This is a genomic window from Rhizobium sp. M1, from assembly GCF_002531805.1.
In the GTDB taxonomy this organism is placed as follows: domain Bacteria; phylum Pseudomonadota; class Alphaproteobacteria; order Rhizobiales; family Rhizobiaceae; genus Rhizobium; species Rhizobium etli_C.
In genome coordinates this window covers 1-23,746 of sequence record NZ_NWSW01000050.1, presented here as the reverse complement: position 1 = coordinate 23,746, position 23,746 = coordinate 1, and the positions used below count along the sequence as shown (strand labels likewise).

The following is a 23,746-nucleotide window of genomic DNA, read 5'->3' as shown; positions in this document are numbered from 1 at the left end:
ATTGAAGGCTTCTCCGCAGGAGCCCCGACCATGCTGAAGGTCAAATCGCAGGTGCGGCGGGGACGCAGGTCTTCGGCACGGGGCAAACCTCCGCGCATTGCTGCGTTTCGAAGGTACCCTTGCATTCGGTGCATTTTTCCGGGTCGATAACGTAGATCTCACCTTTGAACCTGATCGCACCGGAGGGGCATTCGAACTCGCAGGCACCGCACTGGGTGCATTGGGACGCTATGATCCTGAAGGCCATTTTTAAACTCCTGAAGATGTTGGATTAAGAGCGCTCACGCCGTCGCCGCTTGTGGTTCGACGCCAAACTTGGCGGCGTAGAGGGTGCCGATGGCGGTCTCGATGTAGTCATAGCAATAAGCATCCGTTGCCCGAACCCCGGCCTCCATGAGTTTAGTCTTAGGGCACTCCCCGATCTTGGCGCATAGCACGACGTCAATACCGACCAGCGCAGTTATGATGCCGTCGAGGGTGGCTTCCTCGCCCCTGCCTCCGAGGCAATACTGTTCGATCTTGCGATGCCCGACGTAGGTGATGCCTCTCGACGAAGCTTCGTATACTTGGAACTCCTTCGCATGGCCGAAGTGCTCGTTGATGCGACCGCCACCCTTTGTCGCGACCGCGACGTGGAGGGACCCATCGCCGGCTGCTTTGACTGTCTCGATTGCCTCGCTCTTGGCGGTCGCGTGATCGCCGCGTTCGCGGGCGATCACTTCCCGATAGGCCTCGCGCTTACGGGCGTCATAAGTGATCTCTCCGGGAAGCTGGTCGAGTGCGAACTCCTGGCCCCGATCATCCCCAAGCAGGCCGACGGCATCGGCCCTACACTGCCGGCAATGGCGCATTAGCTTTGCACCGCCTTCGAGACGATCCTGGAGCGCCTTCAATTCGAGCGCCCGCGGGCCGCGCTGTCCGGTCAAGCCGTAGTAGGTGCCATGGGCCGGATCGGAAATAAGCGGCATGACGTTGTGCAGGAACGCCCCCCGCTCCTTGACCCATTTATTTACCTCGACCAAGTGTTCGTCGTTGACACCAGGAATCATCACCGAATTGACTTTGGTGATGATGCCGCACGCGGTCAGCATCTCCAGGCCCACCATTTGCCGCTCGTGCAGAATTCTGGCAGCTTCGATGCCGGTGTAACGACGGTTGCGGTAAAAGATCCAGGGATAGATCTTTGCGCCGATTTCAGGGTCAACCATGTTGATCGTAATTGTCACGTGATCGACATTCATGTCGACAAGTTCGGCGACGTGATCCGGCAGCGCAAGCCCGTTGGTGGAGATGCACAGCTTGATGTCGTGGATCTCCCCCGCAACTCGTTCGAACGTTTCCTTTGTCTTCTTCCAGTCGTAACAGGCATCGCCCGGTCCGGCGACACCCAGCACGGAAAGCTGCGGCACTTCGTTGGCGACGGCAATGACCTTGCGCAGCGCCTGGTCTGGCGTCAACTTTTCCGAGACGACCCCAGGGCGGCTTTCGTTGGCGCAGTCATATTTACGATTGCAATAGTTGCACTGGATATTGCAGGCTGGTGCGACCGCGACATGCATGCGCGCGAAATAATGGTGAGCCTCTTCTGAATAGCAGGGGTGGTTTTTGATCTTCGCCCAGATAGCCTGGTCCACGTCGGCCGGTTTTGTGGACACGCCACATGACGAGGATGTGCAGCCACTCGGTTTCGCGGTCGCCAGCAATTGATCCAAGGATGTCGTGCTGGTCGCACTTTCAAGCGAAATCATCGGTGCGGACATTGAGTGCTCCGTTGCTAGTTGACGTCGCCTTTCAAAACGCAAAAGCCATGCCATCCCAAGGACGGGATTTGCTTTAAGAATTTGCATTTATTGCCCTATTCCGACCGTGTTCGGACACAGACTTGTCAAGCTTCCGACAGTCGACAAAAGAGTTGTCCGTAAGCCACCAAACCAGGCATTGGAGATCGAGAAGGTCCAACATCACCCAGGCGCTTAAAGCTTTTTCACCTCGATGCGATGCTGGCGTAGAGCATAGCCGACCTGACGAGGCGTAAGGCCGAGAATACGAGCCGCTTTGGCCTGAACCCACCCGGCCTTTTCCATCGCCTCGATCAACCGGTCCCGTTGCGTGAGGCGCGACTCCATTGCGGGACAACCGGAACCGTGCGGATCACAAGCCTTGACGGAAGATACCTCGTCCGACGCACCGATGCTCCCGCCCGAGCGCGGCGATGAAGTCGGCATCACATTGCTCCGGGCATGCCCATCGACGGTGATGCCGCCGGGCGACCCGTCGGTTTTCCAGAGGAGCGACGAAAGGCACTGGCTGTTCTTGCAGGCAAAATCAGACGAAACGATCGAGCTTGAACGCGCAAGGGTGGCAGTCCTTCGCACGCAGTTTTCGAGTTCCCGGACGTTACCTGGGAAATAGCATTGCGACATCACCTCGATCGCCGACGACGAAAACGTCAGCTCGCGTTGGTTCTCCTTGTTGAATCGGTCAAGAAGAGCGTTCGCAAGGCGTGGAATATCGCCGGGTCGCTCTCGAAGCGGCGGCAGGACAATTGGAACTACGCTGATGCGGTAATACAGGTCGGCCCTGAATTCGGCGTTTGCAACAGCCATCTCGAGGTTCTTATTCGTGGCGCATATGAGCCGGACGTCGACCGCAAGCGTCTTGGTTCCGCCCACCCTCTCCAGTTCGCCTTCCTGCAGGACGCGCAGCAGTTTGGCTTGAAAGGCGGGCGAAATCTCGCCAATCTCGTCAAGCAGAAGCGTTCCGCCATTTGCCAGTTCGAAGCGTCCGGCGCGCTGCGCGATGGCCCCGGTGAAAGCCCCTTTTTCATGCCCAAACAGCTCCGATTCCAGGACGCCTTCGGGCAGCGCGGCGCAGTTCAATTTGACGAACGGCTTGTTGCTACGAGGGGAAAGTTGATGGATTGCCTGTGCAAAAAATTCCTTGCCGGTGCCGCTTTCGCCCCGCAGAAGCACGGTGGAGTTCGTCCTCGCCACCACCGAGACGGTTTCAACCACCTGCTGGAGAGCCGGGCTATCCCCGATAATCCCGTCGATTTTGACGGGTGGATGTCGGACCGGCGCGCCCCTTTGCGCGATGATCGGCTTCTCCGGTCTCTCTTGTTCGCCGATAGGTCGCCGACCCTCCAGGTTCAGGAAACGATGTAGCCTGATCGTCCGACTGACCAGATTGGCGACCATGGTCAGAAAGCGAACGTCCTCGTCGGCGGGGAAGGGGGCGGCGTCGTTCCTGACGCGATCGATCGATATTGTGCCAAGTATTTTGTTATCGGCTTTTACCGGAACGCCAATAAAAGAAATTGGGACGGTGCCGCTGCTCCAAGGCGGTTGCGGCTCAGCCTGAAATAATTCGGACTTGCTGACATCCTTTACGATTAAGGGCATACCGGTCGTCGCGATATGGTCGATTACGGCCTTAGGTATAACGCCTCGAGCGGCTGATTGAGAGGATGGGGGGATGTCGCCAGTTGCGGCAATCTCGGGCTGACCTTCAGCGTCCAGAACAACGATTGCTCCGCATCGAATCTGCAGAAAGGAAGAGAGGACGTTCACGACGTTGGCAAGCGTAATCTCTAGCCGGGCGGGGGCAGTCAGTACCTTTGATATCTCGTAGATTCCGCTACGCTGCGTGCCCGCTTGGCGCATAGGTCCAGCAGGTAGCGCAGATAGGGGTTCCGCTCCATCGACCGGTCGGGCGGGCATGTGGGTCATTATATGGCCTTGGGTTGTCTAACGTTTCTTATAACCCTTGCTTGCATGTATATATAGTAATTTCTAATGCCAATTTGCAACGCGCACCTCTGCAAGTTTCCGATGCGCCCGTCTGCAAACCCAAGTTGGTTCTGAATCGTGGAGTTGCAAACCTTTATCCGAACTTGAAGAGAACGCCGAAACCGCCTCTCGGATAGTTCCACTCGATATCTCCACTTGCCTCGCAGAGTACGCGGCACGTGCCGCACTCCATGCACCCGTCGGCGATAACCTCCACTTGGCCCTGGTCATTCAATTCGTAGCACTTGGCCGGACAGACACTTGTGAGGGCATACAGATTTACGCTTGGCCAATCGTGTGGACGCACCCTAATATGCGGGCGTCCGGCATCGACCACGTATCGATTTTGGTAAAGCTTGTCCTCTACGCGTATGTTCGTCACTGCAACCGTCATCTCATCTCTCCTTTATCGCCACGCGCGCGCCAAGCGAACCGCGTCACCAAACAGCCCCCAGCGGGAGCGTGCCTTGATGAAGGTGCCCGTGGTCGCCCGTTCCTTGTCGATCTTCGGGGTGCCATCGACTCGCACAAAGTTCTGTGCGGCCTGCGACAGCAACCTTGGATAAGTCGTGAAGAAATTGCGGGAATTGGTGTGCAACAGGGCAGGCATGTCCTTGTATTTCCGCAAGTCTTTGATAACGAACGACTTTTCAAGCATCGACTTGTAAAGGGAGAGGTTCTCCTTGACCATCGGCTTTTTGCGATTCTTGATCTGGACGATTGCTTCGCCGGCGATGCGCCCCGACGTCATGGCGAGGTTGGACCCCTCGCGGTGCACCGCATTATTAAGTTGTGCCGCGTCGCCGACGACGACCCAGCCGTCACCAAAAAGCTGCGGAATTGCCTTGTAACCACCTTCTGGAATGAGATGCGCCGCATATTCCTTGACTTCCGCTCCTGCGATCAGCGGCTTTACCGACGGATGGCTTTTGAATTTTTCGAGCAGATCATAAGGACTTTCCATTGTTGCCGCGAATTCGGAGACAAGGCAGCCAATGCCGATCGAGATCGATTCTTTGTTGGTGTAGAGGAAGGCAAGCCCGGCCATGTTGCGAGAGATCGTGCCAACTGCCTCGATGACGCAGCCTTCATTGGCCTTGAGGCCGAACCGCTGGTCAATTACCTCTTCGGCCAGGAAATGCATTTCCTTGACGGCGAGCGCGACAGTTTCCGGTTTTGGCGTGTCACGCAATCCAGCACGCGTGCCGAGCAGCCCATTGACGCCCTCTGCGAGAACGACCACGTCAGCAAGAATCACGTCGCCGGCGCGGTCGGTGCGAACGCCAATCACCTTGCCCTTTGGATCACGAACGAGTTCCGTCACGGTCGTCTCGCATAGAAGCGTCGCTCCGGCCTCGCGCACCTTGCGTGAAAACCATTTGTCGAATTGGGCGCGAATGACCGTGTAGCGATTGTGTCTCGACTCGTTGAAGTCGTCCGACCGGTATTGCATACCGATGTGGGACGAGTCGTCCATCATCCAGAAGCGCTGCTCGACTAAGTGCCGCTCCAGAGGCGCATCATCCCGGAAATCCGGCAGGATTTTCTCCAGCATGTCCGCGTACATGATGGCGCCCTGCACATTCTTGGAGCCCGGATACTCGCCACGCTCCAACTGCAGCACCTTCATGCCGCGGTTCGACATCGTGTAAGCAGCTGCGTTTCCGGCCATGCCGGCCCCGATAACTATGGCGTCGAAGTTTTCCTCAGTCATGGGGCGCCCTCAGTTTGCAAGCTTATCGCGACTGTGCGGCGACAGTCGATGGGTGAAGAGTTCCGTTAATGACGGCAGTAAACGGATCGCATCGGTGACGACGCCGAGGTGGGCGAAATCAAAAATCGGCGCGTTAGGATCGGTGTTAATGGCTAAAATAAGATCAGCTCCCTCGACGCCAACGCGATGCTGGATGGCGCCGGAAATGCCGGCTGCTATGTAAAGCTTCGGCCGGATAGTTTTGCCAGTTTGGCCGATCTGCCGATCAGCAGGCATCCAGCCCTTTTGGACGAGGGGGCGCGAACAGCCATAATCGGCCCCGATCGTCCGCGCGAGTTTCTTCATAAGCTTCACGTTCTCCACCGCGCCGAGACCGAGGCCTCCAGCAACCACGACGTCCGCATAGGCGAGATTCGCCGTCGCCGACTGGCCATCGGACAAGAAACCGAGGACCTTAGTGACGATCTCTTCCTCGATCATCGACACTTTGTGTTGAATGACGCGTCCGATCTTATTATTCCCGCGCGGAGGCATGGCCATGACCCTCGGCCGGACCGTTGCCATCTGCGGCCGGCAGTTGAGCGTGTAGATCGTGCAAAGCAAGGAGCCGCCGAAAGTCGGCCGGGTCGCCGCAAGCGAGCCGTCCGCATCCACATCAAGTTCGGTGCAATCCGCCGTGAGCCCTGTCAACAAGGTCGTCGCCACGGAACCGGCAAGGTCGCGCCCGAGCGTCGTTGCCCCTAAAAGAAGGATTTCCGGTTTGTAGTTAGTAACCAGATCCGTCAATGCTTTGGTGAAAGGCTCATTTCGGTAGTCGGCGAGCAGTGGGGCCTCGACGATGTAGGCCAGGTCGGCGCCATAAGCAAAAGCCTCGGCGATGGCAAACCACGTGGCCTCTCCCGGTGGTCCGAGAACGACGCCGGCAAGCTGGACGCCCAGCTTGTCGGCGAGCTTGCGGCCTTCGCCGAGCAGCTCGAAGGAGACGGGATGCACCTGATCGCGCTCCAGCTCGATGAAGACCCAAACGTGCCGATGGTCCTTAAACTGATCGGCCAGCTCTTTCTTCATGGCGGCACGGCCAGCGGCTGGAGGAGGGCTCTCTCGATTCGTGCTCAACATCGTCGCTCCTTGCCTTCATTCGCCGTCAAAGGCGAGTTCGCTTTCGAGCGCCGGCTGGCGCAAAAAGATCCCAGCGATCAACTCCTCCGCGAGATCGCGCGGTGTTTTTTCCGCGGTGTCGATCTGCTCCGCCTTTTCCGCCCGCTCAGGAGGGGCAAAGACCCTCTTAACGACGGTTGGCGAGCCACGCAGGCCGCACTTGGTGAGGTCCTCTATGCCAGCGTCGGCCGCATTCCACTTCACGATCTGGCTGCGCGCGGCCCGTAGCGCGTCATCGAGCGAGCCGCGGCGGATTTCGTTTGTGCCTTCGAGCATTGTAATTAGGCAAGGGAGCTTGCTCATCAGCGTCTGCGTGCCCCCTTCCGAGCGGCGCTCCACCGTAATCTCGCGCCCATTGATGTCGACAGAGACGATTTTGGCAACGTAGGTGAGCTGCAGGAGGTCGAGGCGCTTGGCGATGCCAGGCCCAACCTGGGCGGTATCGCCGTCGATGGTCTGTTTGCCCGTAAAGACGATATCGGGCGTACCGAAGGCCTCTCCGATCTTCGCGATGGCTCGCGAAAGAGCAAACGAGGTCGCCAGAGTGTCGGAGCCGGCAAAATGACGGTCGGTCAAGAGTACGGCGCGGTCGGCGCCGTAGGTGAGCGCCTTGCGCAACGCGTCCTCTGCCATGGGCGGCCCCATGGTGAGCACGGTCACCTCGCCGCCATGGCGGTCGCGCAACTGGAGCGCCTCTTCAAGGGCGAACAGATCATAGGGGTTGATGATGGTTGGCACCCCCTGACGCATGATTGTGTTCGTCACCGGATGCACTCGTATTTGTGCGGAGTCCGGTACCTGTTTGATACAGATAACTATGTGCATGGCGGTTTCTTACTCCCTCCCTCTATGGGTGGCGGGCTTGTCAGTACACATGCTTGCGTGCATCATTCGTGCCAACCGTTTGGCGTTCTCTATCACATTGAAATGGCTTCGATTCCGACGTTGCTAGCATATGACTGAATTGTAAGCTTCCCGACATTGTCGTGTCGCAACCGTGCTCATTTCTTTTCGAACGGCTTCAGGAAAGAGTCTAACGGGACAACGGTGCGGCCGGGTGTGACAGGTCTGTTCGGATTGTGGTCCTTGAGCACCTTGAAGACCCGGTGCGAGAGCGGCGCGGAGGTCGCGAAATCACAGTAGGCCCTTTCCAGTATGGCACGGGCACTAGCAGCGATTACCCGGTCTGGGAGATGGGAGAAGTCCTCTGCCGCGAGGTATTGGCCCATACGCTTCATGATATGGAGTCGTGAGACATCGAGAACCTTCGGGTCATAGGGGACCCCTAGGGCTGCGAAGAACTCCTCCGCAGCCGAGAGAGATTTCAGCCGATTGAGGATGTCTTTGACATCGACGGGACTGCTGTCAGCGGAGCAACGGCACATAAGATTCCCCCTGGTCGTGAGCGGTGATCGCGAGATCGTTCTCCCGTAGCTTAAGCTGCAACGTACGGAATGCGTGGTTCGACGCGGCTAGGCGCAAGGCAGTCGCGTTGCAACTGAAGTCGGCATAGGCTGGTGGTCGGATGCGATTCACCGATGGTGTCGAGAGATTGATTAAGATGATATGGCGCTGGGCCCCCTCCATGAACACGCATGGGCGGTGAACCGGCGATCTATGTGACTGAGAGCCCCGGCTTTTACCTGATCGTTCATACGATGCCGGTGCCGTCATGCAGGTCGTATCGGTGAAAAGGAATTGCCGTTTCATGAGCGTGCCTGCTCCTACTCCCCAGAACGAACCCGGCTGCTCGTGTCGGCCACGTGGCCGGAACGGGATTGGCTCCGGAGCCTTTCAACGATGCCCGGTAAAACTTCGAGCACCCGGTCGACATCCTCGTCACAGTTATCGCGCGAGAACGAGAAGCGGATTGTTCCGTGCGCCATAGCATGAGGGATATCCATTGCCCTCAAGACATGGCTCGGCTCCAGCGAACCGGAGGAGCAAGCAGAGCCGGAAGAGCAGGCGATGCCATAGCGGTTGAGAAGAAGGAGCATACTGTCTCCTTCGACACGTTGAAAGGCGATGTTCGCCGTGTTCGGCAACCTCTTAAGCCTATCGCCGGTTACGAAGGCGCCTGGAACACGCTGGACAATGCCGTTCTCCAATCGATCTCGGAGCGACTTTAATCGGGTCCTCTCGTCGTCTATTGATTTCAGGGCGAGTTCGGCGGCCTTGCCTAGACCGACAATCCCGGCCGTATTTTCTGTCCCTGCGCGTCGGTCGCGCTCCTGATGACCTCCCTTGATCAGTGAGGAGAAAGATAAGCCCCGCCTAAGATAGAGTGCACCGATGCCTTTTGGTCCATGGAATTTGTGTCCGGACAACGAAAGCATGTCGATTGCAGTAGGTTGGAGGTCCATTGGAACCTTGCCGACCGCCTGGACCGCGTCGGTGTGGAAAAGTGCACCGATTCTCTTGGCCATCTGGGCAAGCTTAGCGACCGGGAAAATGGTTCCCGTCTCGTTGTTCGCCCACATGATCGAAGCAATCGCTACACGATGAGTGAGGGCGGTCTCATAGGCGTCAAGATCGAGACGTCCATGTCGATCCACTGGGATCCTGTGTACCTTAATGCCGCGCGTCTTCTCCAGATGGCCGCAGAGTGTCAGCACCGCTGAATGCTCGACTGCGGAAGTCACGATCTCTGTGCGCTCAGGCATCACCTCCAGCGCCGAAAGGATCGCCGCATTGTCGCTTTCCGTCCCCCCCGAGGTGAACACGATCTCATGATCGAACTCGGCGCCGATCAGCGCTTGCAATTGCCGGCGCGCCTTCCTCACCGCCTCGCGGATGGAGGAGCCAAAAGCGTGCGTCGACGAAGGGTTTCCAAACTGATCCGCAAAGAACGGCAGCATGGCTTCAACCACTTCAGGATCGACTCTGGTCGTTGCATTATTGTCGAGATAGATCGCTCTCATGGGTGGATCTCGACTGAGGGGAAGCGGTGACAATGCTGCGGCGTCTTGCACATGCTGTTGTTTGCTAGCCTCGGGCAAGCAGCGCGGGGTGGAGTCGTGCGATGGCGCGTCACGCGATCTTGTTGGCATCGATAACGTCGCATCGCCGCCATCAGTAGGAAGGGAAGAACGTTGTGCGCTCGCGCCTTTTCCAACGGTTGGATTCGCCGCGGCTGCTTAACTAGATGGCTCGCCAGCTTAGCTTGTCGCTGAGAACTGAACTGTTGCAGGCTGCGGCGATTTTTAGACCCTGTCCTACGCGATTGCCGGCTACAACATCGATTTCGACCCTGCCAATTTCTCCAGGCCTCAGATTTCTGTTGTGACGGTCTGATCGTCCTCCTCTGCCGGAGCGAGGCTTTCGACGACCAGTACTGTATAAACCGCTGACACGTCTTCGACGGCTTGAACGAGTGTCGTCCGTCTACTGCCAGATCTAGCGAAGTGAGCGACTTGGTCATGAAATCAAGCCTCTTGACACGCACGCGTCTTCGCTCACCTTTCCTCGGCGCGGAACTGCTTGCAGAGGGGGCGTCTCCTTTGGAATCCTGGCCCGGATGCCCGCCAAAATATTTTGCTGCCTCAGGATAATCCGTTGATGAGCAGACCTTTTTCTCCGGCAGCAAACCGCTTAAAAAGCCTGCTGTCTCCTGACGGACGGTTTGAGGCGCTTCGGCGGGCTTTAGGGTTATGAGTTCGGCCAGCGCTGGCGAGAAGGCGGTCGCTGGGTTGGAACGCAAGGACGACGGCGTCACCAGAAACGCTTCCACCGTTGGATCGACTGCAATTATCAATTCAGGCCCTCTACTGTAGGAAACTGCCCCGGTCTCGCTGAGGGGATTTTCCTGCACGCCGTCGTTCTCCGGATTGAAAAAGGAAACCATGACCTTTTCGCAATAATTCCGCATGGCTCTCTCGCTTTCTCGGTGATCAGCCGAAGGATTTGCCGCAAGTGCAGTTCTGGTGCGCATTGGGATTGTCGAAGACAAAACCGGAGGTTTCTGGTCCCGTCACGAAGTCGATCGTCATGCCGTTGATGTGTGCTTGGGAGTCTGCGTCAACGAACACCTTGACCCCATTTGTTTCGATCACCGCGTCGCCCTGGCCCTGGACGCTTTCTAGCCCCACCAGGTATTTGTAGCCGGCGCATCCACCTGCCTCGACCGCGATGCGAAAGCCTTCCGCCTGCTCGGCTCGGGAAAGCGTTACGTTCATGATGGCGGCGGCATTCTCTGTGAGCTTGATCATGGGATGATTCCTTTTTGTTCGATGGCGCATTTTCGGATTACCGTGCATGCGTCGTGCCAAGCGGTGAGGAAGGCCAAGAGTTCGATCAGCCCGCGTGTTGTATTCCTGCGTCGTCGAACATCGGAGATCTCGAAAGCGCGCCAACTCCAGAACGTCTGCCCGCGTATCTCCGTCTATCATTTTCGGTTGAGGCTCTCGTTGCCGCCGCACCGAAATCCCAGCGGTTCGGCGAAAATGAATGGGAGGCGACAACTGCTTCTAGATTTGTCGCTTGCGCGACATAAAAATTCTGCACGAGTTTCGTGATTAACCGCTTAGCCCCTAAGCGCTTGGGCTATGGAACAGACATCTAATCTTTTCTAGAACGTCAGCTTAAGCGGCCGGAACAACTTTTGAAGCTCCCGTGACGAGGCTGCGGTCGCCAGCCCATATGAAGTCGATCCTCCATGGAGAGGAGCACAATGTCACATGTGCCTCAGTTCCGCGGTTTTTGGGAAAAGGGCATCACCTACGGTACAAAGGACTTATCCCTCCGCGGCCGCCAGTACAAACCGTTTCTCCCGCCGGCGTTGCGCGGACGAGGGGATGTTCATCGCCTCGCGATATTTGGCGACTGTGCGGCGAGCAATGTCGACGCCTGTTTCCTTGAGCCTGGCAACGATGCCATCGTCGGACAGCACATCATGGAGCGTCTCTGCGGCAATAAGTGCCCTTATCTGATGGCGCACAGCTTCGGCCGAGTGCGCGTCACCGCCTTGTGAGGACGGGATCGCGACGGTGAAAAAATACTTGAGCTCGAACACGCCGCGGGGCGTGAGAATGTATTTGTTCGACGTTACCCGACTTACAGTGGACTCGTGCATGTCGATCGCGTCAGCGATGGTCTTAAGATTGAGAGGGCGAAGATGAGCAATGCCATCTTCCAAAAAGACATCCTGGTGGCGCACGATTTCGGTCGCCACCTTAAGGATCGTCGTGGCGCGCTGATCGAGACTCCGAACCAACCAGCTCGCGTTTTGGAAGCATTCGTTGAGGAATGACTGATCTTTCGAGCTTTGGGCGGTTAGGCGAGTAACTTGCGCAAAATAGGTTTGGTTGATCAGTACCTTGGGCAAAATCTCCCGATTAAGCTCGACGTGCCATCCGCCTCCCGGCGAGGGTAGGACGAAGACGTCGGGTATGATGGATTCCGACCTTGCGGACTGGAACTGGTTTCCAGGCTTTGGGTCAAGTGCACGGATTTCGTTCAACATATCGAGAAGGTCGTCTTCATCGACCCGGCAACGTCGCTTCAGTGCTCGAAAATCGCGTCGCGCAAGCAACTCGAGATTTGCGACCAGAGCTGCCATGGCCGGGTCGAACCGGTCTCGTTGGCGCAACTGAATCTCGAGGCATTCGCCCAGACTTCGCGCAAATATGCCCGGCGGGTCAAATAGCTGCAAAGCCTCAAGAACCCGCTTCACTCCAGCCTCAGGGCTATTTAGCCTCTCTGCTAGCTCCAGAAGGTTCACTTGCAGATACCCAGTGTCATCCAGATGGTCGGCAAGCGCGCCAGCAATCAGCCGCTCCTGGGGTGTGAAGGCAGTGAGGGCGATCTGATGGGCGACATGTTCGTGCAATGTCTCAGTTGAGGCGGCGAACTCATCCAGGGAAGGCCTTTCCCCCGGCGAAAGGTTGCCTGTGTCACGGATTGATTTCCAGGGACTAGACAGCTCAGGCATGTCCGTCCTGGCCGGTCCATCAACGTGGTCTTCGCGTGCGCTGATATTTGGATCATCCGCCGCAGTTGGCGATACGCCAGAAGCCCCGCCGTCATTCGACGCCAGGTCGAGAAATGGGTTCTTCTCGATTTCCTGTTCCACGAACTGATTCAGTTCGGTGTGCGCCAGCTGCAGCAAGCGAATAGACGCGATGAGCTGGGGCGTAATAACCAGCGATTGCTGCTGACGCTGATGAAGGCTTGTAAAGGACTTCATGGTTCGAGCAAAACTCCTATCGTTCGGCGCAGGTGTGCACGACAAGTCGTAGCTGCTGGTCGTTGGCTTCAATGCTCATACGAAGGCTGGGGCCTTAAGGCATTTCAAAATGTTTTGCGGCGAAGAAACGCCATACGGATCGGTTGCGCAGTTGTCGCCAAAGCCTTCTTCCTCGAACCACCCCTCCACGACGCCATTATTGATCACGGCAGCGTAGCGCCAGGAGCGCAGACCGAAACCGAGATTGTCCTTGGCGACGAGCATACCCATTTTCCGAGTGAATTCTCCCGAACCGTCCGGGATAAGCTTGACATTTTTCAACCCCTGAGACTTGCCCCAAGCATTCATGACGAAGGCATCGTTGACGGAGAGACAGTAGATGTCGTCAATGCCATTCTTCTTAAACTCGACATAAAGACTTTCGAAATCAGGCAGTTGGAAGGTGGAGCAGATTGGCGTGAAGGCGCCCGGCAGCGAAAAAAGGATTACCCGCTTACCGCTGAAATAGTCGTCGGTCGTCTTGTCTTCCCAGCGGTAGGGGTTGGGACCGGATATAGACTCGTCGCGAACCCGCGTGCGAAAGGTGACAATAGGGACCTGCTTTTCCATGGTCATCAATGAAGCTCCTCTAGGAAAATTTATTTGCGGCCTCTCAGTCACGGCTAACACGAATCCGACCTCGGCCCACACGCCAGGGCAAGCAAGCGTCATGCCATTTGGCCTGAAGGAGATGGACTTGCGGTCAGCACAGGGCCTTCGTCGCCGCACTCGTGCGCTGCTCGTGCGGGCGAGCGAATTGTGAAGCCGTTGTGCCGCGCTGACGGCCGGGCGCTGTTTCGGCTACTTCCGACCGCATCTCGATCAAGGTTTCTCTGCCGCCTTTTAGAACCTTAGCATACTGCCCGCCAGTCCGGTCGCGGCGGGAAGGCGCGGGTCACGGGGTTTGAGGTTCTGCTCGTGCGTATGTCTACCCGCGCACGTTTTCTTGTTTGAAACTGCACAAGAAAGTTTGAGGTCCGACAAAAAGGGGGCGCCAGGCTCGGACCGCGCATCGAAAAATGGTGAAACGCAAACGGCTCCGATAATTTCGTCACAGAAGACGACGATGGCGGATATCCGCAGGTTGGGGGCGTGAAGAGCTCGCAGCCGCCAATATCGATCGGCTGATGCCGACCGGCACCCGGGTCGCGCTATGTAGCCTTTGGCCTACGAGCATTTGTTGCTCGGCTGACGTCGCCGCGGAGCTGATATTTTGTTCCTCTCACCGCTCACCGCTCAGCTCGCTGGCGACCTGCTGGGCGCCCGGCGCCGATGGCGACGCCACCCACCTGCCCGGCGGCTATCCCGAGCTGCAAGCCGGCGGCTCCGGGACTAGAAGTTTTCTCGCCCGGAATGCTCGATGTGGTAGCGCCCGGCACGTCCGTCTGCATCCCGACAATGCCGCCTAGTTCTTTACGCTGGCGCGCCAGGCTGGCCTTTCCAATACGCGGGTGGTAATTACCCGCTGATTTTCTTTGCGAGCGCATCCAAGTCGGGCACGGTGATATGCCGGATGTTCTCGATGCGGATGACGCCCTCTTTGCGAAGCCGGGTCAACTGGCGGCTGACGGTTTCGATCGTCAGCCCGAGAAAGTCGGCAATCTCGGCACGCGATAGCGGCAGATCGAAGGCAGTGCTCGTCGCCGTCTCGGCGTGGGCGGCAATGAGGTGGAGCAGGCTTGCGACCTTCTCCTCGGCGGTCCGCCGGCCGAGCGTCAGCATCCATTCGCGCGCGGCATCCAGCTCGTTCAGCGCCTGAGCGTGCAGGCTACGCTGCAATTCCCTAGTCTCCAATATCATGCGTTCGAGCAAATTGCGGGGGAACACGCAGATCTCCGCATCGGTCGCGGCCTCGGCCGACAGCGTGCTTTCGCGCACGAAGGGGCGGCCGACGAAATCGGGGGCGAATTGCAGGCCAACGATCTGCTGGCGCCCGTCCGACATCACCTTGCAGAGCTTCACCACGCCGCGCGTGATGTTCGAATAGAAAGAGTTTTCCGATCCTTGTGCAATGATCTCGCAGCCTGCGTCGACCTTGCGGCGCAGCGAGTGGCGGCCAAGTTCGCTAAGCTGGCCAGCCGACAAGGCGCCGCAAACGACGCCGTGCCGCGCCTGGCAGGAACGGCAAGCGACGGAAGTGCCAATCACGAGAACCTCACTGCGTGCGACGTCCATGTCCTGATCCCTTCGAAAACCGCCTATGCCGGACATGCCCGAGACGACCACGCGGCCGTTGCGACTTCGGCTATCCCTATTTCTTCCAGCGCGTCTTTGATGGCTATCAATTTCATCGGGATTGCGATTTGATCCAGATCAAATCTCCGTACCCACGCTCTTGCCGTGCCAGGCAGGGCAGTTTGTGGATTTGTTTCGGACGGCATTTTCGGCCCGCCGCTTGAGCGGGCTTTCTGCGGCCATCGCCTTCCGTCTCGGCGGACGGTAGGCCACCATACCCATTGCTGTCAGGCAACACCCAATCGGCAGATTGCCGCCGACTCTTAGGGTGGTGTCGTCGGGCTGGTAGAACTGACATTCAGGACAAAGGAGTAGCACGCTTCGAGCTGTTCCCGGAATTCCGCCGCTAGCTCGATGCCACAATTCAAAGCTACCCACCCTCAAGCTATCCCACTGCATCGCAGTACATCAGGACATTCGTTACTCGTCGCGCTGTCTCTGGCCCCCGGCTGTGGTGGCTGGAAAAAAGTCGCACCTGAATAGATGGCATCCGGCACCTGATGTCGGGTTTTGTTAGATACGCGACACGGCCTTGATCAGCCAATCTTTAGTTCTGCCTTGAGCCAAAGCGCTGAAAGGCAATTGAAAAATTTCTTTCCGGCCAAATCAATCAAATTGGCATGAACTTTGAAGTTCTTCTTGCGGGGCGGCAAGGACTGTCGGCCGGTTTCTTTGGTGACCGCCATGGAGCGGAGGAAATCAAAATGCATCTGTGCTCAGAACGCATTTACCGGAAGAGAGGTACCCGTGAAAATCCGATGTCGACCGGAAGGGCGGGCGAGGCATCCAAGAAATTTCGACTTCGGCCAACAAAGCAGCGTGGATTTCGAGCCGCACGGCGATCTGATCGCTGCATCGCATGTCATTGGCGCCTCGCGCTGCTGAGATTGGAAATCTGGCGCTCAACGATTTTGCTCGCTCCCTCTCCGAGGAGAATTCGTTCTCGGCGAAGGGGCTTTGATGACAGGAGAAAAGCAGTGGCTACCATTAGGGTTCCAGAACATGTCCCTCCCGAAATGGTGAAGGACTTCAGCCTGTTCACGTCGCCCGGCATGGAGCGCATGCCAAATGGGGATCCGCACGCAGCTGTCGCTTGCCTCCATAATGGACCGAGAATCTTTTATTCTCCCTGCAATACGCGCGATGGCCGAGGTACCTGGGTCATCGTTCGCGCTCAGGACCAACGCAAATTGCTGCAGGACACCGGAACCTTTTCCAGCCATCGGAGCCTTTTCGCCTCGGCGCTTGGCGAAAACTGGCCGCTGATCCCGCTTGAACTCGACCCCCCGGCTCACAGCGTGTTTCGCTCACTTCTCAATCCGCTGCTTTCGCCCAGGCGGATAATGGAGCTTGAACCGGCGGTCCGTGATCGGGCGATTGCGTTGATTTCCAAGATTTCCGCGTCGAGCACAAGCTGCGACATCTTGACGGACTTCGCCTTTCCTTTTGCGGTTAGTATCTTCCTCCGTTTGCTCGGCTTATCCGATGAGCGCCTCAATACATTCGTGGGCTGGGGGAAGGACCTGCTCCACGGCGACGGCATCAGACGAACCGCAGCCGCCCGAACAATTTTGGCGTTCATCGATGAACTTGCAGCGATGCGCCGCAAAGAACCGGCCGACGATTTCATGACCTTCGTCGTGCAGGCAAAGGTCGACGGCCGCCTGTTGAGAGACCAGGAAATCCATGGAATAGGCGTGCTTCTATTCGTCGCGGGACTGGACACCGTGGCAACGGCGATCGGCTTTGACCTGGCCTATCTCGCGCGCAATCCGACAGAACAGGAATTGCTGCGGAGCAAACCGGATCGAATTGTGCTCGCAGCCGAAGAACTGCTTCGCGCCTATTCGACCGTGCAGATGATCCGTGTGGCGACGAAAGATATCAATTTCGAAGGCGCGCCGATCCGTAAGGGTGACTACATTTCCTGCGCCACGATGATTGCCAATCGTGATCCGGTGGAATTCGAAAATCCGAACACGATCGATTTGGCACGAGAAGACAATCGCCACACCGCTTTTGCGTACGGTCCCCATCGCTGTCTTGGATCACACCTTGCCCGGCGAGAGATCATCATCGGCCTGGAGGAGTGGCTGTCGCGCATCCCTGACTTCCGTATCAAGGATGGTACGGCGCCCATCACCTATGGGGGCCACGTGTTTGGAATGGAGAATCTGATCCTGGACTGGTCCTGATAATTGAGAGGAGGAAAGACATGGAGTACCGTATGCGCGTCATAGTGCACACTTCCAAATGCCAAGGTCATGCAAGATGCTGGGCCCAAGCGCCCGAAATATTCAATCTTGACGACGAGGGATACATACTACCCGGTGCAATCGATGTCGAGGAGAGGGACGAACTGTTCGCGTCGCGAGGCGCTCGATCCTGCCCTGAACGTGCGCTGGAGATAGATTGCGTTTCGGATGCGTTGCTCGATCGCCTTTTGTTCAACCAACATTGTGGGGGTTGAAACGCAACGCAACTGGTGCATGACGGCGCCGTCGCTGTCCAAACACCTTACCCGCAGCTCTCCCATTGGTGTCTACTTCTAAGGGCAGTTGTTTACATGCATGCCTAAGCAGAGGGAGGGTTTTTCCTTACGTCAGCCGAGCAGTTGAAAGCTGGCTGCGTCACTGGATGGGTAAGCGCCCCGATATCAGATGTGCGACAAGCGATGAAACACAAAAAAAAATTACCGAATTGCTCGACCGCGAGGCGCTCCGCGACTGCCTCTATCGGTATTGCCGCGGGATAGACCGCGCCGATGAAAGGGCGCTGCGCAGTTCCTACTGGCCCGATGCACGTGACAATCACGGGACCTATCCCGGTTCGGCCGAGGGCTTCATCGAGTTCGCCCTTGGTGTCTTCAAGACGGGACCGCGCAACATCCATCAAATCACGAACATTCTGATTGAGTTCAGCAGCCCGGAAAAAGCCGCCGTCGAAAGTTACTTCGCCGCACTGCAACGCGCACCGGACAAGGCCGGAACGCTAAGTCAGGCCCTGATCTGCGGCCGCTATTGCGATCTGTTCCTGAAAAAGGGAGGGGATTGGAGAATTGCCGAACGGACGGTGGTCTATGATCTAGTCGAGGAGCAGATCTTGGCCGCGGCATCCGAGACTGAGCAGTTCGGCCACCGGCAGCCGATCGGAGCATCATGTCCCGATGACCCCGTCTACGCATTTAGGAAGACTGCATTCCTTCAAGAGGATGAAAGTGAGACTTGATCGATCAGGATTCAGCCTCGAGATCGTCAACGTTGGTCAGGGAACTTTTACGTGCGCATGCCGATGGTTTCGGAACTTGAACGCGCGGGCAAGATAGACCTCACCGCGGTGCGCAGCCGGGTGCCAATGGGTCGCGTGGCGCGTCCAGACGAAATTGCCCATGCGGAAGATTGTCGAACAGCCCTTTGATGTCGAATTCCAGAACCCAATCGTACTTCCAGCACCGCTGACGCGTTACCCCAACGGCATCCAAAGCCGACTTCATCGGCCTGTAGCCATAGGAGTCTGGCAAGAAGAGCGGCTCTAAATCCGGCTCAATCATCTGCTTGACCACCATCTGCGCGATCCGATCACTGACCGTCGGCACACCCAAAACCCTTTCGCCTCCGGTCTTCTTTGGAATGGAGACGACGCGCACCGGCGGCGGAAAGTAAGCCCCAGCCACCACGGCTCTTTATCGCAGCAGTTCGGACTGGTTTGAGACCCGCTCCTGAAAGCCGATCCCGGAGGGCCATCCTCCATCATTCACGCAGCTTCACGTTACGGGGTTAGCTCATACTGAACTCCTTCCGTGCCTCTGCAGCACACTTTCGTCGATGAAGATCAGCTGTTCTGGATCGAGATCAGTTGGCCGTCGAACCAGACACGCCGGCGCTTTAGGACATCCGGCTGGTTCCGCAAAGCCAATTTTTTCGCCGATACCAAGCTCGACGAATACCTCAAAGCCCTTTTCTGTGTAGTACGGCACTTCATTCGGCACGATCATAGTGCGGAATTCAGAAGGGTATTTTTCGCGCACGAAAACGATTTGTCTAGACATGTTCCGCCTCGATTTCGGAGAATACTTTCGGTTAAAGCGCTTCCACAATATTTGGATGCGTTATTCTTGTTCCAAGAAGACGCTTGTGCTCGCTAATATGGATCCGGGATGGACGAAATACGTCGCGCAACGCGGTGATACTCGCGTACGGGTCTAGCGAACCACAAAAAAATACGTCTATCGCGACCATGCGTTCTTCGTGCCAGGTATTTACGCAAATGTGCGATTCAGCGAGAATTGCGAAGCCCGTGACGCCCCCATCTTCGCTATATTTTCTATAACTCGATTCCAACATCGTTGCGCGGCAGTCATGAACGGCTTGCGCTACCGCCGCCTCAATCGCTTCAGCATTTCCCGTATTTTCTGCATCCCACATATCGATAAAGAGATGGGTTCCGGCGCATACTCGGTCTGAGCTAGGGTAATTTATTCCGCCTTTAGGCGCTCCGTTCAGCATATATATGCTCCGCTTCTTGATCGTGTCCAATGGAGTGGTGTAGCTGGATTTCCTAGCCATCGGTGATTTCCGGTAGGGTCGGGTTGCTTAGAGCCAACCTGAGGGACACCACCGATGACCGACGACATGATGAACCTGCGCTCACTCGTTGAGAAGAGCGCCGATGCCGATTTGCTGCGCGAGATGATCGGCTTTACTGCCGAGAAGCTGATGGCGCTGGAGGTCGGCACGAAGACCGGCGCGGGCTATGGCGAGAAGAATGGCTTCCGACTGGCCCAGCGTAACGGCTATCGCGACCGGGATTGGGAGACACGGGCGGGCACCGTCGAGCTGCGCATTCCCAAGCTTCGCACAGGCAGCTATTTCCCGAGCTTTCTCGAACCACGCCGGATGGCCGAGAAGGCCCTGACGGCGGTCATCGAAGAAGCCTATATCCATGGCGTTTCGACCCGATCCGTCGATGACCTCGTCAAGGCCATGGGCATGAGCGGCATCTCCAAAAGCCAGGTATCCCGGCTGTGCGAAGAAATCGATGAGAAGGTGAAGGTCTTCCTCGACAGGCCCATCGAAGGAGAATGGCCCTACCTGTGGATCGATGCGACCTCCCTCAAGGTTCGGCGCGGTGGTCGTATTGTCTCCGTCGCCGTAATCATCGCCGTCGGCGTCAACACCGACGGTCGACGCGAGGTGCTCGGCACGTCCGAGGCCGAGGCGACCTGGACGGAGTTTCTTCGAAGCTGACCAGGCGGGGTCTGCGTGGCGTGAAGCTCGTTGTCTCCGATGCGCATGAGGGCATCAAGGCCGCAGTATCGAAGGTGCTCTCCGCCACCTGGCAGCGCTGCAGGGTCCACTTCATGCGCAATGCCTTGGCCCATGCTGGAAAGAGCGGACGCCGAGTTTTCTCCGCCTTCATTGCCACGGCCTTCGCTCAGGACACGCCGGAGGCGGCAAGCACTCAGTGGCGCAACGTCGCCGACCAGATCAGGCCAAAGGTACCGAAGCTCACCAGTCTTATGGACAGCGCCGAGCAAGACGTGCTCGCCTACATGTCCCAAGCAGCATTGGGCCAAACTTCACTCGACCAACCCGATTGAGCGATTGAACGGCGAGATCAAGCGGCGGACAGAGGTCGTCGGCATCTTCCCCAACGACGACGCCATCGTGCGCCTGGTCGGTGCGCTGCTGCTCGAACAGAACGATGAATGGGCCGTCCAGCGATCCCGCTACATGACACTTGAGACAATCGCCACAATGAGCGATGATCCCCTCATCAGCCTGCCAGCAGCAAGCTGACACTCATCCGGCTGGGATGAGCCGTGGTCGTCTAAGCTACACCACGTCCTGGGACATGATCCGCTTCTTGCTTTTGCATTGGGTGTGCAGGCGGCATAGCCATGATCTCCTTGGTGGCTTGGAGAATATCCTTTACGGAGGCTTCGTCTGGGCTTGTACCGCCGGCAATTGGATAGATCTCAGAGGATTCGCCAAAATTCCTTAACAACGACAGCATGGGACCGGGCGACACCGCCCAATCCAAATAGGTATATTCATTCCCCTGAACCGTGTTTCTCAAAGGCTGTTGGACGGCCCAGTTCATGCTGATTGTGATCAGAGAGCCCGTTTTCCGCCAGCATTCTAAGGCCGAAAACAATTGCTGCCTTTCAGCAGCTCCCTCGCCCATACCAAATAGGAGGGATACCCCAACCTTGATTCCGGCTTCGGACAAGATCTCAACTGCTTTGTCCGCGCGTTCCATCCACGAACCCTTCTTGGTGGCGATGTTCTTGTGAAGACCTCCAACAAGTTCTGGGCGCGGTGTCTCGACCCCGATGAAAAGATATCCAGGCCCATGCGGCCTAGTCTTCGTGCAAGGGCTGGGTTATTGACAATTTGGTCAATGGTCGCTTGTCCGCCAAGCCGCACAGGATTTTCGAGTGGGTCGAATACCTTTTCAAACTGGGCTACGAGGGCCGAATTCCATCCAAGAAGAGTTGAGTCTTCAATGAACGCCGAGACAGGAAAGTTTTCGCCGTAATCTGCCTTGACTACGCGGCGGGCTGCTGCGAGTTGGCCGCATAACCGGTGGGGGCTTATCTTGAACTGTCGAGGAGGCCCGCCAACGCTGATCCTCTCACTGCAGAAGATACAATCATAGATACATCCACGCCCGATGTCGCTGAAGACGTGCGCGGTAGGCGCGCCACCAAACACGTCAAAGCTAGTTGTAACTCCGAACATTTCGGCTGGGGATGGCATCCCATTATAATCGAGCGGCATGCCCGAAGAGCACACAGTGTGGACCTGATCGTCCATGATTGTGCCGGCGATCCAGTGCCCCGGGGTGGTCGTCAGGTGGCCCAATGAGAATTTCGCCTCCCTTGGCGAAAAACCTCTTGCTTCCAAGGAAGCTACGACGCACCCAATTTCCGCGATAAAGTGTTCACCATCTCCGGAGAGCGCGATGTCGAAACAGCTGGAAACTTTTCCGTCAGCAATTAGCCGCAGAGGGGACGCTAGATGATGTCTTACACGATTTTCGTCATCCCGATATATTGTTTCGGTGGCGTGGCGACCGCCAAGAACGATACAAACGTCATCGCCTAGAAACTCTCTGATGTATTTCGCTGTCTCAATCGCACCACGGAAGCATATCGACATCGCTCCTATGAGAACTAAATTGGGCCGGACCCGGACTAATAGCGGCGTTAGCCTTCGCTGCACATCGTCCCTGTCAGATAGCAGAAGCGTTGATTGTCGCCTGTCACTCCTGGTGCCGCGCCAATTGCTTTCGCCCCATGCACCTTCCGCCTTGGATGCCAGTGACGCAGCATATCTGCAGGCATTGTAGAGGCTTGCCGGATCGGCGCTTGATAATGCCATTTCGCCCGCCTCGCCGTGAGAAAACTGGGGAGCAGAACACGCGATTACACGTAAGCCCACGGGCTTCCTCCACTATCTGTAATATTTTTTGAAATGATTCGGGCGGTTAAGCGATCTTTTCTCCGGTATTAGACTCGGTCGTATCCGATGGCATAAGTATTGATACAACAAATAGGGCTCGTATAACCGCGAAGCACGCAGAATACACCAAGTGGTAATGCCCGGTATATTTGATAATCCGTCCTCCGCGGAAATTGCCTAAGAGCCCGATTTAAAAGAAGTTGAGCGATAACAGTCAGTTGTGATTCCCTATTGGTGCTAAATCAAATGGGGTTTCGATGAGCTGGACTGCTATCGCTCGCCGTGAGCATAACCGAGACGTGCTTCGTTTTCCAAGTGATTTGAAGGACCGGGAATGGGCGTTGATCAAACCGCTGATCCCGCCAGCGCGTCGTTGCGGGCGGCGTCGGACGACGAATATGCGCTCGGTCGTGGAGGCGATCCTCTATATCGCCTCGAGCGGCTGCCAATGGCGCATGCTGCCGGGCGATTTTCCGCCGGTTTCGACAGTGCGCGGTTATTTTTATGCTTGGCGCGCGATCGGACTGTGGCAGAGCATCAACCAGCTTCTGGTGATGGCGGCGCGGGAAATCGAGGGACGGGAGGCGCAACCGACGGCAGGGATTATCGACAGCCAAAGCGTAGCGACGGCGCACCCCATGTCCTCAAGGCGATCCGCCGCCGTTTTCCGTGGCTGCGCCACATCTTCGCCGATGGTGGCTACGCCGGAGCCAAGTTGAGGCGAGCAATGTGCGGCCATGGTGACTGGACGATCGAAATGGTCAAGCGTTCGGATCACGCCAAGGGCTTCGTCGTCCTGCCCAAGAGATGGGTGGTGGAAAGAACTTTCGCCTGGCTTGGACGCTGCCGCCGTCTCGCCAAGGATTGGGAGAAATCGATCGAAAGCGCAACCGCATGGGCGCAAATCGCTTCAATCAGAATGCTCACAAGGCGCATCGCAAGATAGGATATACGAATGAACTTTTGAATCGGGCTCTGAGACGCGGGTGCGCTACGGCTATCGCCGCGTGCATGTGCTGTTGGAACGCGAGGGTTGGGGCGCGAACCTACCGCATTTACAGGGACTTGGAGCTACAGTTGCGGAACAAGACACCGCCAAGCTTCGCGAGGATCGGCACATGGCCATCGGACCCAACGACGTCTGGGCGATGGACTTCGTTCA

Annotated in this window: 21 protein-coding genes and 6 pseudogenes; 9 read left to right on the top strand and 18 right to left on the bottom strand. The window is 57.1% G+C overall.

Annotated features, from left to right (window positions below):
* Nucleotides 1-40: 40 nt before the first annotated feature.
* The 12 genes from CO655_RS30605 to CO655_RS30540 all read right to left on the bottom strand — a co-directional run bounded on the left by CO655_RS30605 (nt 41) and on the right by CO655_RS30540 (nt 13,459).
* Entirely contained in the window at nt 41-247 is a 207-nt protein-coding gene (locus tag CO655_RS30605; protein WP_008536545.1) for a 4Fe-4S binding protein, read from the bottom strand.
* Nucleotides 248-281: 34 nt separating this feature from the next.
* Complete coding sequence (gene nifB, locus CO655_RS30600) at nt 282-1,760, bottom strand: nitrogenase cofactor biosynthesis protein NifB (protein WP_011053432.1); 1,479 nt, start codon at nt 1,758-1,760, stop codon at nt 282-284.
* Nucleotides 1,761-1,973: 213 nt separating this feature from the next.
* A complete protein-coding gene (gene nifA / locus CO655_RS30595; RefSeq protein WP_085739644.1) occupies nt 1,974-3,662 on the bottom strand; it encodes a nif-specific transcriptional activator NifA in 1,689 nt (562 codons plus the stop codon).
* Between the two features lie 220 nt (nt 3,663-3,882).
* A complete protein-coding gene (locus CO655_RS30590) occupies nt 3,883-4,182 on the bottom strand; it encodes a ferredoxin family protein (protein ID WP_004678523.1) in 300 nt (99 codons plus the stop codon).
* Nucleotides 4,183-4,194: 12 nt separating this feature from the next.
* Complete coding sequence (locus CO655_RS30585; RefSeq protein WP_004678525.1) at nt 4,195-5,502, bottom strand: FAD-binding protein; 1,308 nt, start codon at nt 5,500-5,502, stop codon at nt 4,195-4,197.
* Nucleotides 5,503-5,511: 9 nt separating this feature from the next.
* Entirely contained in the window at nt 5,512-6,621 is a 1,110-nt protein-coding gene (locus CO655_RS30580) for an electron transfer flavoprotein subunit alpha/FixB family protein (RefSeq protein WP_085739699.1), read from the bottom strand.
* 15 nt (nt 6,622-6,636) lie between these two features.
* The gene (locus tag CO655_RS30575; RefSeq protein ID WP_004678528.1) at nt 6,637-7,485 is read right to left on the bottom strand and encodes an electron transfer flavoprotein subunit beta/FixA family protein; all 849 of its coding nucleotides are present in this window, start codon (nt 7,483-7,485) and stop codon (nt 6,637-6,639) included.
* A gap of 176 nt (nt 7,486-7,661) precedes the next feature.
* On the bottom strand, nt 7,662-8,045 hold the full coding sequence (nifW, locus tag CO655_RS30570; RefSeq protein ID WP_097667773.1) for a nitrogenase stabilizing/protective protein NifW: 384 nt from the start codon (nt 8,043-8,045) through the stop codon (nt 7,662-7,664).
* A gap of 339 nt (nt 8,046-8,384) precedes the next feature.
* Nucleotides 8,385-9,581, bottom strand: a complete 1,197-nt coding sequence (gene nifS, locus CO655_RS30565) for a cysteine desulfurase NifS (protein ID WP_097667772.1) — start codon at nt 9,579-9,581, stop codon at nt 8,385-8,387.
* 969 nt (nt 9,582-10,550) lie between these two features.
* Entirely contained in the window at nt 10,551-10,868 is a 318-nt protein-coding gene (locus CO655_RS30555) for an iron-sulfur cluster assembly accessory protein (protein WP_009995752.1), read from the bottom strand.
* 524 nt (nt 10,869-11,392) lie between these two features.
* Complete coding sequence (gene rpoN, locus CO655_RS30545; RefSeq protein WP_097667770.1) at nt 11,393-12,844, bottom strand: RNA polymerase factor sigma-54; 1,452 nt, start codon at nt 12,842-12,844, stop codon at nt 11,393-11,395.
* Nucleotides 12,845-12,919: 75 nt separating this feature from the next.
* Entirely contained in the window at nt 12,920-13,459 is a 540-nt protein-coding gene (locus CO655_RS30540) for a peroxiredoxin (RefSeq protein WP_004678566.1), read from the bottom strand.
* 527 nt (nt 13,460-13,986) lie between these two features.
* Here CO655_RS30540 and CO655_RS34550 point away from each other — a divergent pair.
* Both CO655_RS34550 and CO655_RS33660 read left to right on the top strand, forming a co-directional pair.
* Nucleotides 13,987-14,205, top strand: a pseudogene (locus CO655_RS34550) (cobyrinic acid a,c-diamide synthase); the annotation flags it as partial.
* 57 nt (nt 14,206-14,262) lie between these two features.
* Nucleotides 14,263-14,352, top strand: a pseudogene (locus CO655_RS33660) (L,D-transpeptidase); the annotation flags it as partial.
* Here the strand turns inward: CO655_RS33660 and CO655_RS30535 are convergent.
* The gene (locus CO655_RS30535; RefSeq protein WP_097667774.1) at nt 14,342-15,058 is read right to left on the bottom strand and encodes a Crp/Fnr family transcriptional regulator; all 717 of its coding nucleotides are present in this window, start codon (nt 15,056-15,058) and stop codon (nt 14,342-14,344) included. The pseudogene CO655_RS33660 and the gene CO655_RS30535 overlap by 11 nt on opposite strands.
* A gap of 596 nt (nt 15,059-15,654) precedes the next feature.
* The gene (locus tag CO655_RS34065; RefSeq protein WP_010009909.1) at nt 15,655-15,828 is read right to left on the bottom strand and encodes a hypothetical protein; all 174 of its coding nucleotides are present in this window, start codon (nt 15,826-15,828) and stop codon (nt 15,655-15,657) included.
* Between the two features lie 306 nt (nt 15,829-16,134).
* On the opposite strand from CO655_RS34065, the gene CO655_RS30530 reads away from it, so the two are divergent.
* The 3 genes from CO655_RS30530 to CO655_RS30520 all read left to right on the top strand — a co-directional run bounded on the left by CO655_RS30530 (nt 16,135) and on the right by CO655_RS30520 (nt 18,346).
* Nucleotides 16,135-17,313: a cytochrome P450 gene (locus CO655_RS30530; RefSeq protein ID WP_042120111.1), complete on the top strand. Its 1,179-nt coding sequence runs from the start codon at nt 16,135-16,137 to the stop codon at nt 17,311-17,313.
* A 20-nt stretch (nt 17,314-17,333) separates the two neighbouring features.
* Complete coding sequence (locus CO655_RS30525; RefSeq protein ID WP_004678571.1) at nt 17,334-17,588, top strand: ferredoxin; 255 nt, start codon at nt 17,334-17,336, stop codon at nt 17,586-17,588.
* 167 nt (nt 17,589-17,755) lie between these two features.
* Nucleotides 17,756-18,346, top strand: coding sequence for a nuclear transport factor 2 family protein (locus CO655_RS30520; RefSeq protein WP_011053426.1), 591 nt, complete (start codon nt 17,756-17,758; stop codon nt 18,344-18,346).
* Between the two features lie 160 nt (nt 18,347-18,506).
* Here the strand turns inward: CO655_RS30520 and CO655_RS30515 are convergent.
* From CO655_RS30515 to speD, 3 genes and pseudogenes are all read right to left on the bottom strand, one after another.
* Nucleotides 18,507-18,788 (bottom strand): annotated as a pseudogene (locus CO655_RS30515) (reverse transcriptase domain-containing protein); the annotation flags it as partial.
* 111 nt (nt 18,789-18,899) lie between these two features.
* Nucleotides 18,900-19,166: a hypothetical protein gene (locus tag CO655_RS34060; protein ID WP_164736476.1), complete on the bottom strand. Its 267-nt coding sequence runs from the start codon at nt 19,164-19,166 to the stop codon at nt 18,900-18,902.
* A 31-nt stretch (nt 19,167-19,197) separates the two neighbouring features.
* Nucleotides 19,198-19,683 (bottom strand): adenosylmethionine decarboxylase, encoded by a 486-nt coding sequence (gene speD / locus CO655_RS30505; protein WP_245423973.1) that lies wholly within the window; start codon nt 19,681-19,683, stop codon nt 19,198-19,200.
* Nucleotides 19,684-19,737: 54 nt separating this feature from the next.
* Between speD and CO655_RS34815 the strand changes: the two genes are divergently transcribed.
* On the top strand, nt 19,738-20,364 hold the full coding sequence (locus CO655_RS34815) for a transposase (protein ID WP_348628171.1): 627 nt from the start codon (nt 19,738-19,740) through the stop codon (nt 20,362-20,364).
* Between the two features lie 20 nt (nt 20,365-20,384).
* Nucleotides 20,385-20,825: pseudogene (locus CO655_RS34810) on the top strand (transposase).
* A 122-nt stretch (nt 20,826-20,947) separates the two neighbouring features.
* Here CO655_RS34810 and CO655_RS34545 read toward each other — a convergent pair.
* Nucleotides 20,948-21,379 carry a hypothetical protein gene (locus CO655_RS34545; RefSeq protein ID WP_245423971.1) on the bottom strand — a complete coding sequence of 144 codons (432 nt, stop codon included), beginning with the start codon at nt 21,377-21,379 and terminating at the stop codon, nt 20,948-20,950.
* 1,462 nt (nt 21,380-22,841) lie between these two features.
* Here CO655_RS34545 and CO655_RS30490 point away from each other — a divergent pair.
* Both CO655_RS30490 and CO655_RS30485 read left to right on the top strand, forming a co-directional pair.
* Nucleotides 22,842-23,530, top strand: a pseudogene (locus tag CO655_RS30490) (transposase).
* A gap of 31 nt (nt 23,531-23,561) precedes the next feature.
* Nucleotides 23,562-23,746 (top strand): annotated as a pseudogene (locus CO655_RS30485) (IS3 family transposase); the annotation flags it as partial.

Bases quoted from the DNA above. Each gene is read 5' to 3' on its own strand.
- CO655_RS30605 (WP_008536545.1), bottom strand. From the start codon at position 247: ATGGCCTTCAGGATCATAGCGTCCCAATGCACCCAGTGCGGTGCCTGC.
- nifB (WP_011053432.1), bottom strand. From the start codon at position 1,760: ATGTCCGCACCGATGATTTCGCTTGAAAGTGCGACCAGCACGACATCC.
- nifA (WP_085739644.1), bottom strand. From the start codon at position 3,662: ATGCGCCAAGCGGGCACGCAGCGTAGCGGAATCTACGAGATATCAAAG.
- CO655_RS30590 (WP_004678523.1), bottom strand. From the start codon at position 4,182: ATGACGGTTGCAGTGACGAACATACGCGTAGAGGACAAGCTTTACCAA.
- CO655_RS30585 (WP_004678525.1), bottom strand. From the start codon at position 5,502: ATGACTGAGGAAAACTTCGACGCCATAGTTATCGGGGCCGGCATGGCC.
- CO655_RS30580 (WP_085739699.1), bottom strand. From the start codon at position 6,621: ATGTTGAGCACGAATCGAGAGAGCCCTCCTCCAGCCGCTGGCCGTGCC.
- CO655_RS30575 (WP_004678528.1), bottom strand. From the start codon at position 7,485: ATGCACATAGTTATCTGTATCAAACAGGTACCGGACTCCGCACAAATA.
- nifW (WP_097667773.1), bottom strand. From the start codon at position 8,045: ATGTGCCGTTGCTCCGCTGACAGCAGTCCCGTCGATGTCAAAGACATC.
- nifS (WP_097667772.1), bottom strand. From the start codon at position 9,581: ATGAGAGCGATCTATCTCGACAATAATGCAACGACCAGAGTCGATCCT.
- CO655_RS30555 (WP_009995752.1), bottom strand. From the start codon at position 10,868: ATGATCAAGCTCACAGAGAATGCCGCCGCCATCATGAACGTAACGCTT.
- rpoN (WP_097667770.1), bottom strand. From the start codon at position 12,844: ATGAAGTCCTTTACAAGCCTTCATCAGCGTCAGCAGCAATCGCTGGTT.
- CO655_RS30540 (WP_004678566.1), bottom strand. From the start codon at position 13,459: ATGACCATGGAAAAGCAGGTCCCTATTGTCACCTTTCGCACGCGGGTT.
- CO655_RS30535 (WP_097667774.1), bottom strand. From the start codon at position 15,058: ATGGACGTCGCACGCAGTGAGGTTCTCGTGATTGGCACTTCCGTCGCT.
- CO655_RS34065 (WP_010009909.1), bottom strand. From the start codon at position 15,828: ATGCATTTTGATTTCCTCCGCTCCATGGCGGTCACCAAAGAAACCGGC.
- CO655_RS30530 (WP_042120111.1), top strand. From the start codon at position 16,135: ATGGTGAAGGACTTCAGCCTGTTCACGTCGCCCGGCATGGAGCGCATG.
- CO655_RS30525 (WP_004678571.1), top strand. From the start codon at position 17,334: ATGGAGTACCGTATGCGCGTCATAGTGCACACTTCCAAATGCCAAGGT.
- CO655_RS30520 (WP_011053426.1), top strand. From the start codon at position 17,756: ATGGGTAAGCGCCCCGATATCAGATGTGCGACAAGCGATGAAACACAA.
- CO655_RS34060 (WP_164736476.1), bottom strand. From the start codon at position 19,166: ATGTCTAGACAAATCGTTTTCGTGCGCGAAAAATACCCTTCTGAATTC.
- speD (WP_245423973.1), bottom strand. From the start codon at position 19,683: ATGGCTAGGAAATCCAGCTACACCACTCCATTGGACACGATCAAGAAG.
- CO655_RS34815 (WP_348628171.1), top strand. From the start codon at position 19,738: ATGACCGACGACATGATGAACCTGCGCTCACTCGTTGAGAAGAGCGCC.
- CO655_RS34545 (WP_245423971.1), bottom strand. From the start codon at position 21,379: ATGGAACGCGCGGACAAAGCAGTTGAGATCTTGTCCGAAGCCGGAATC.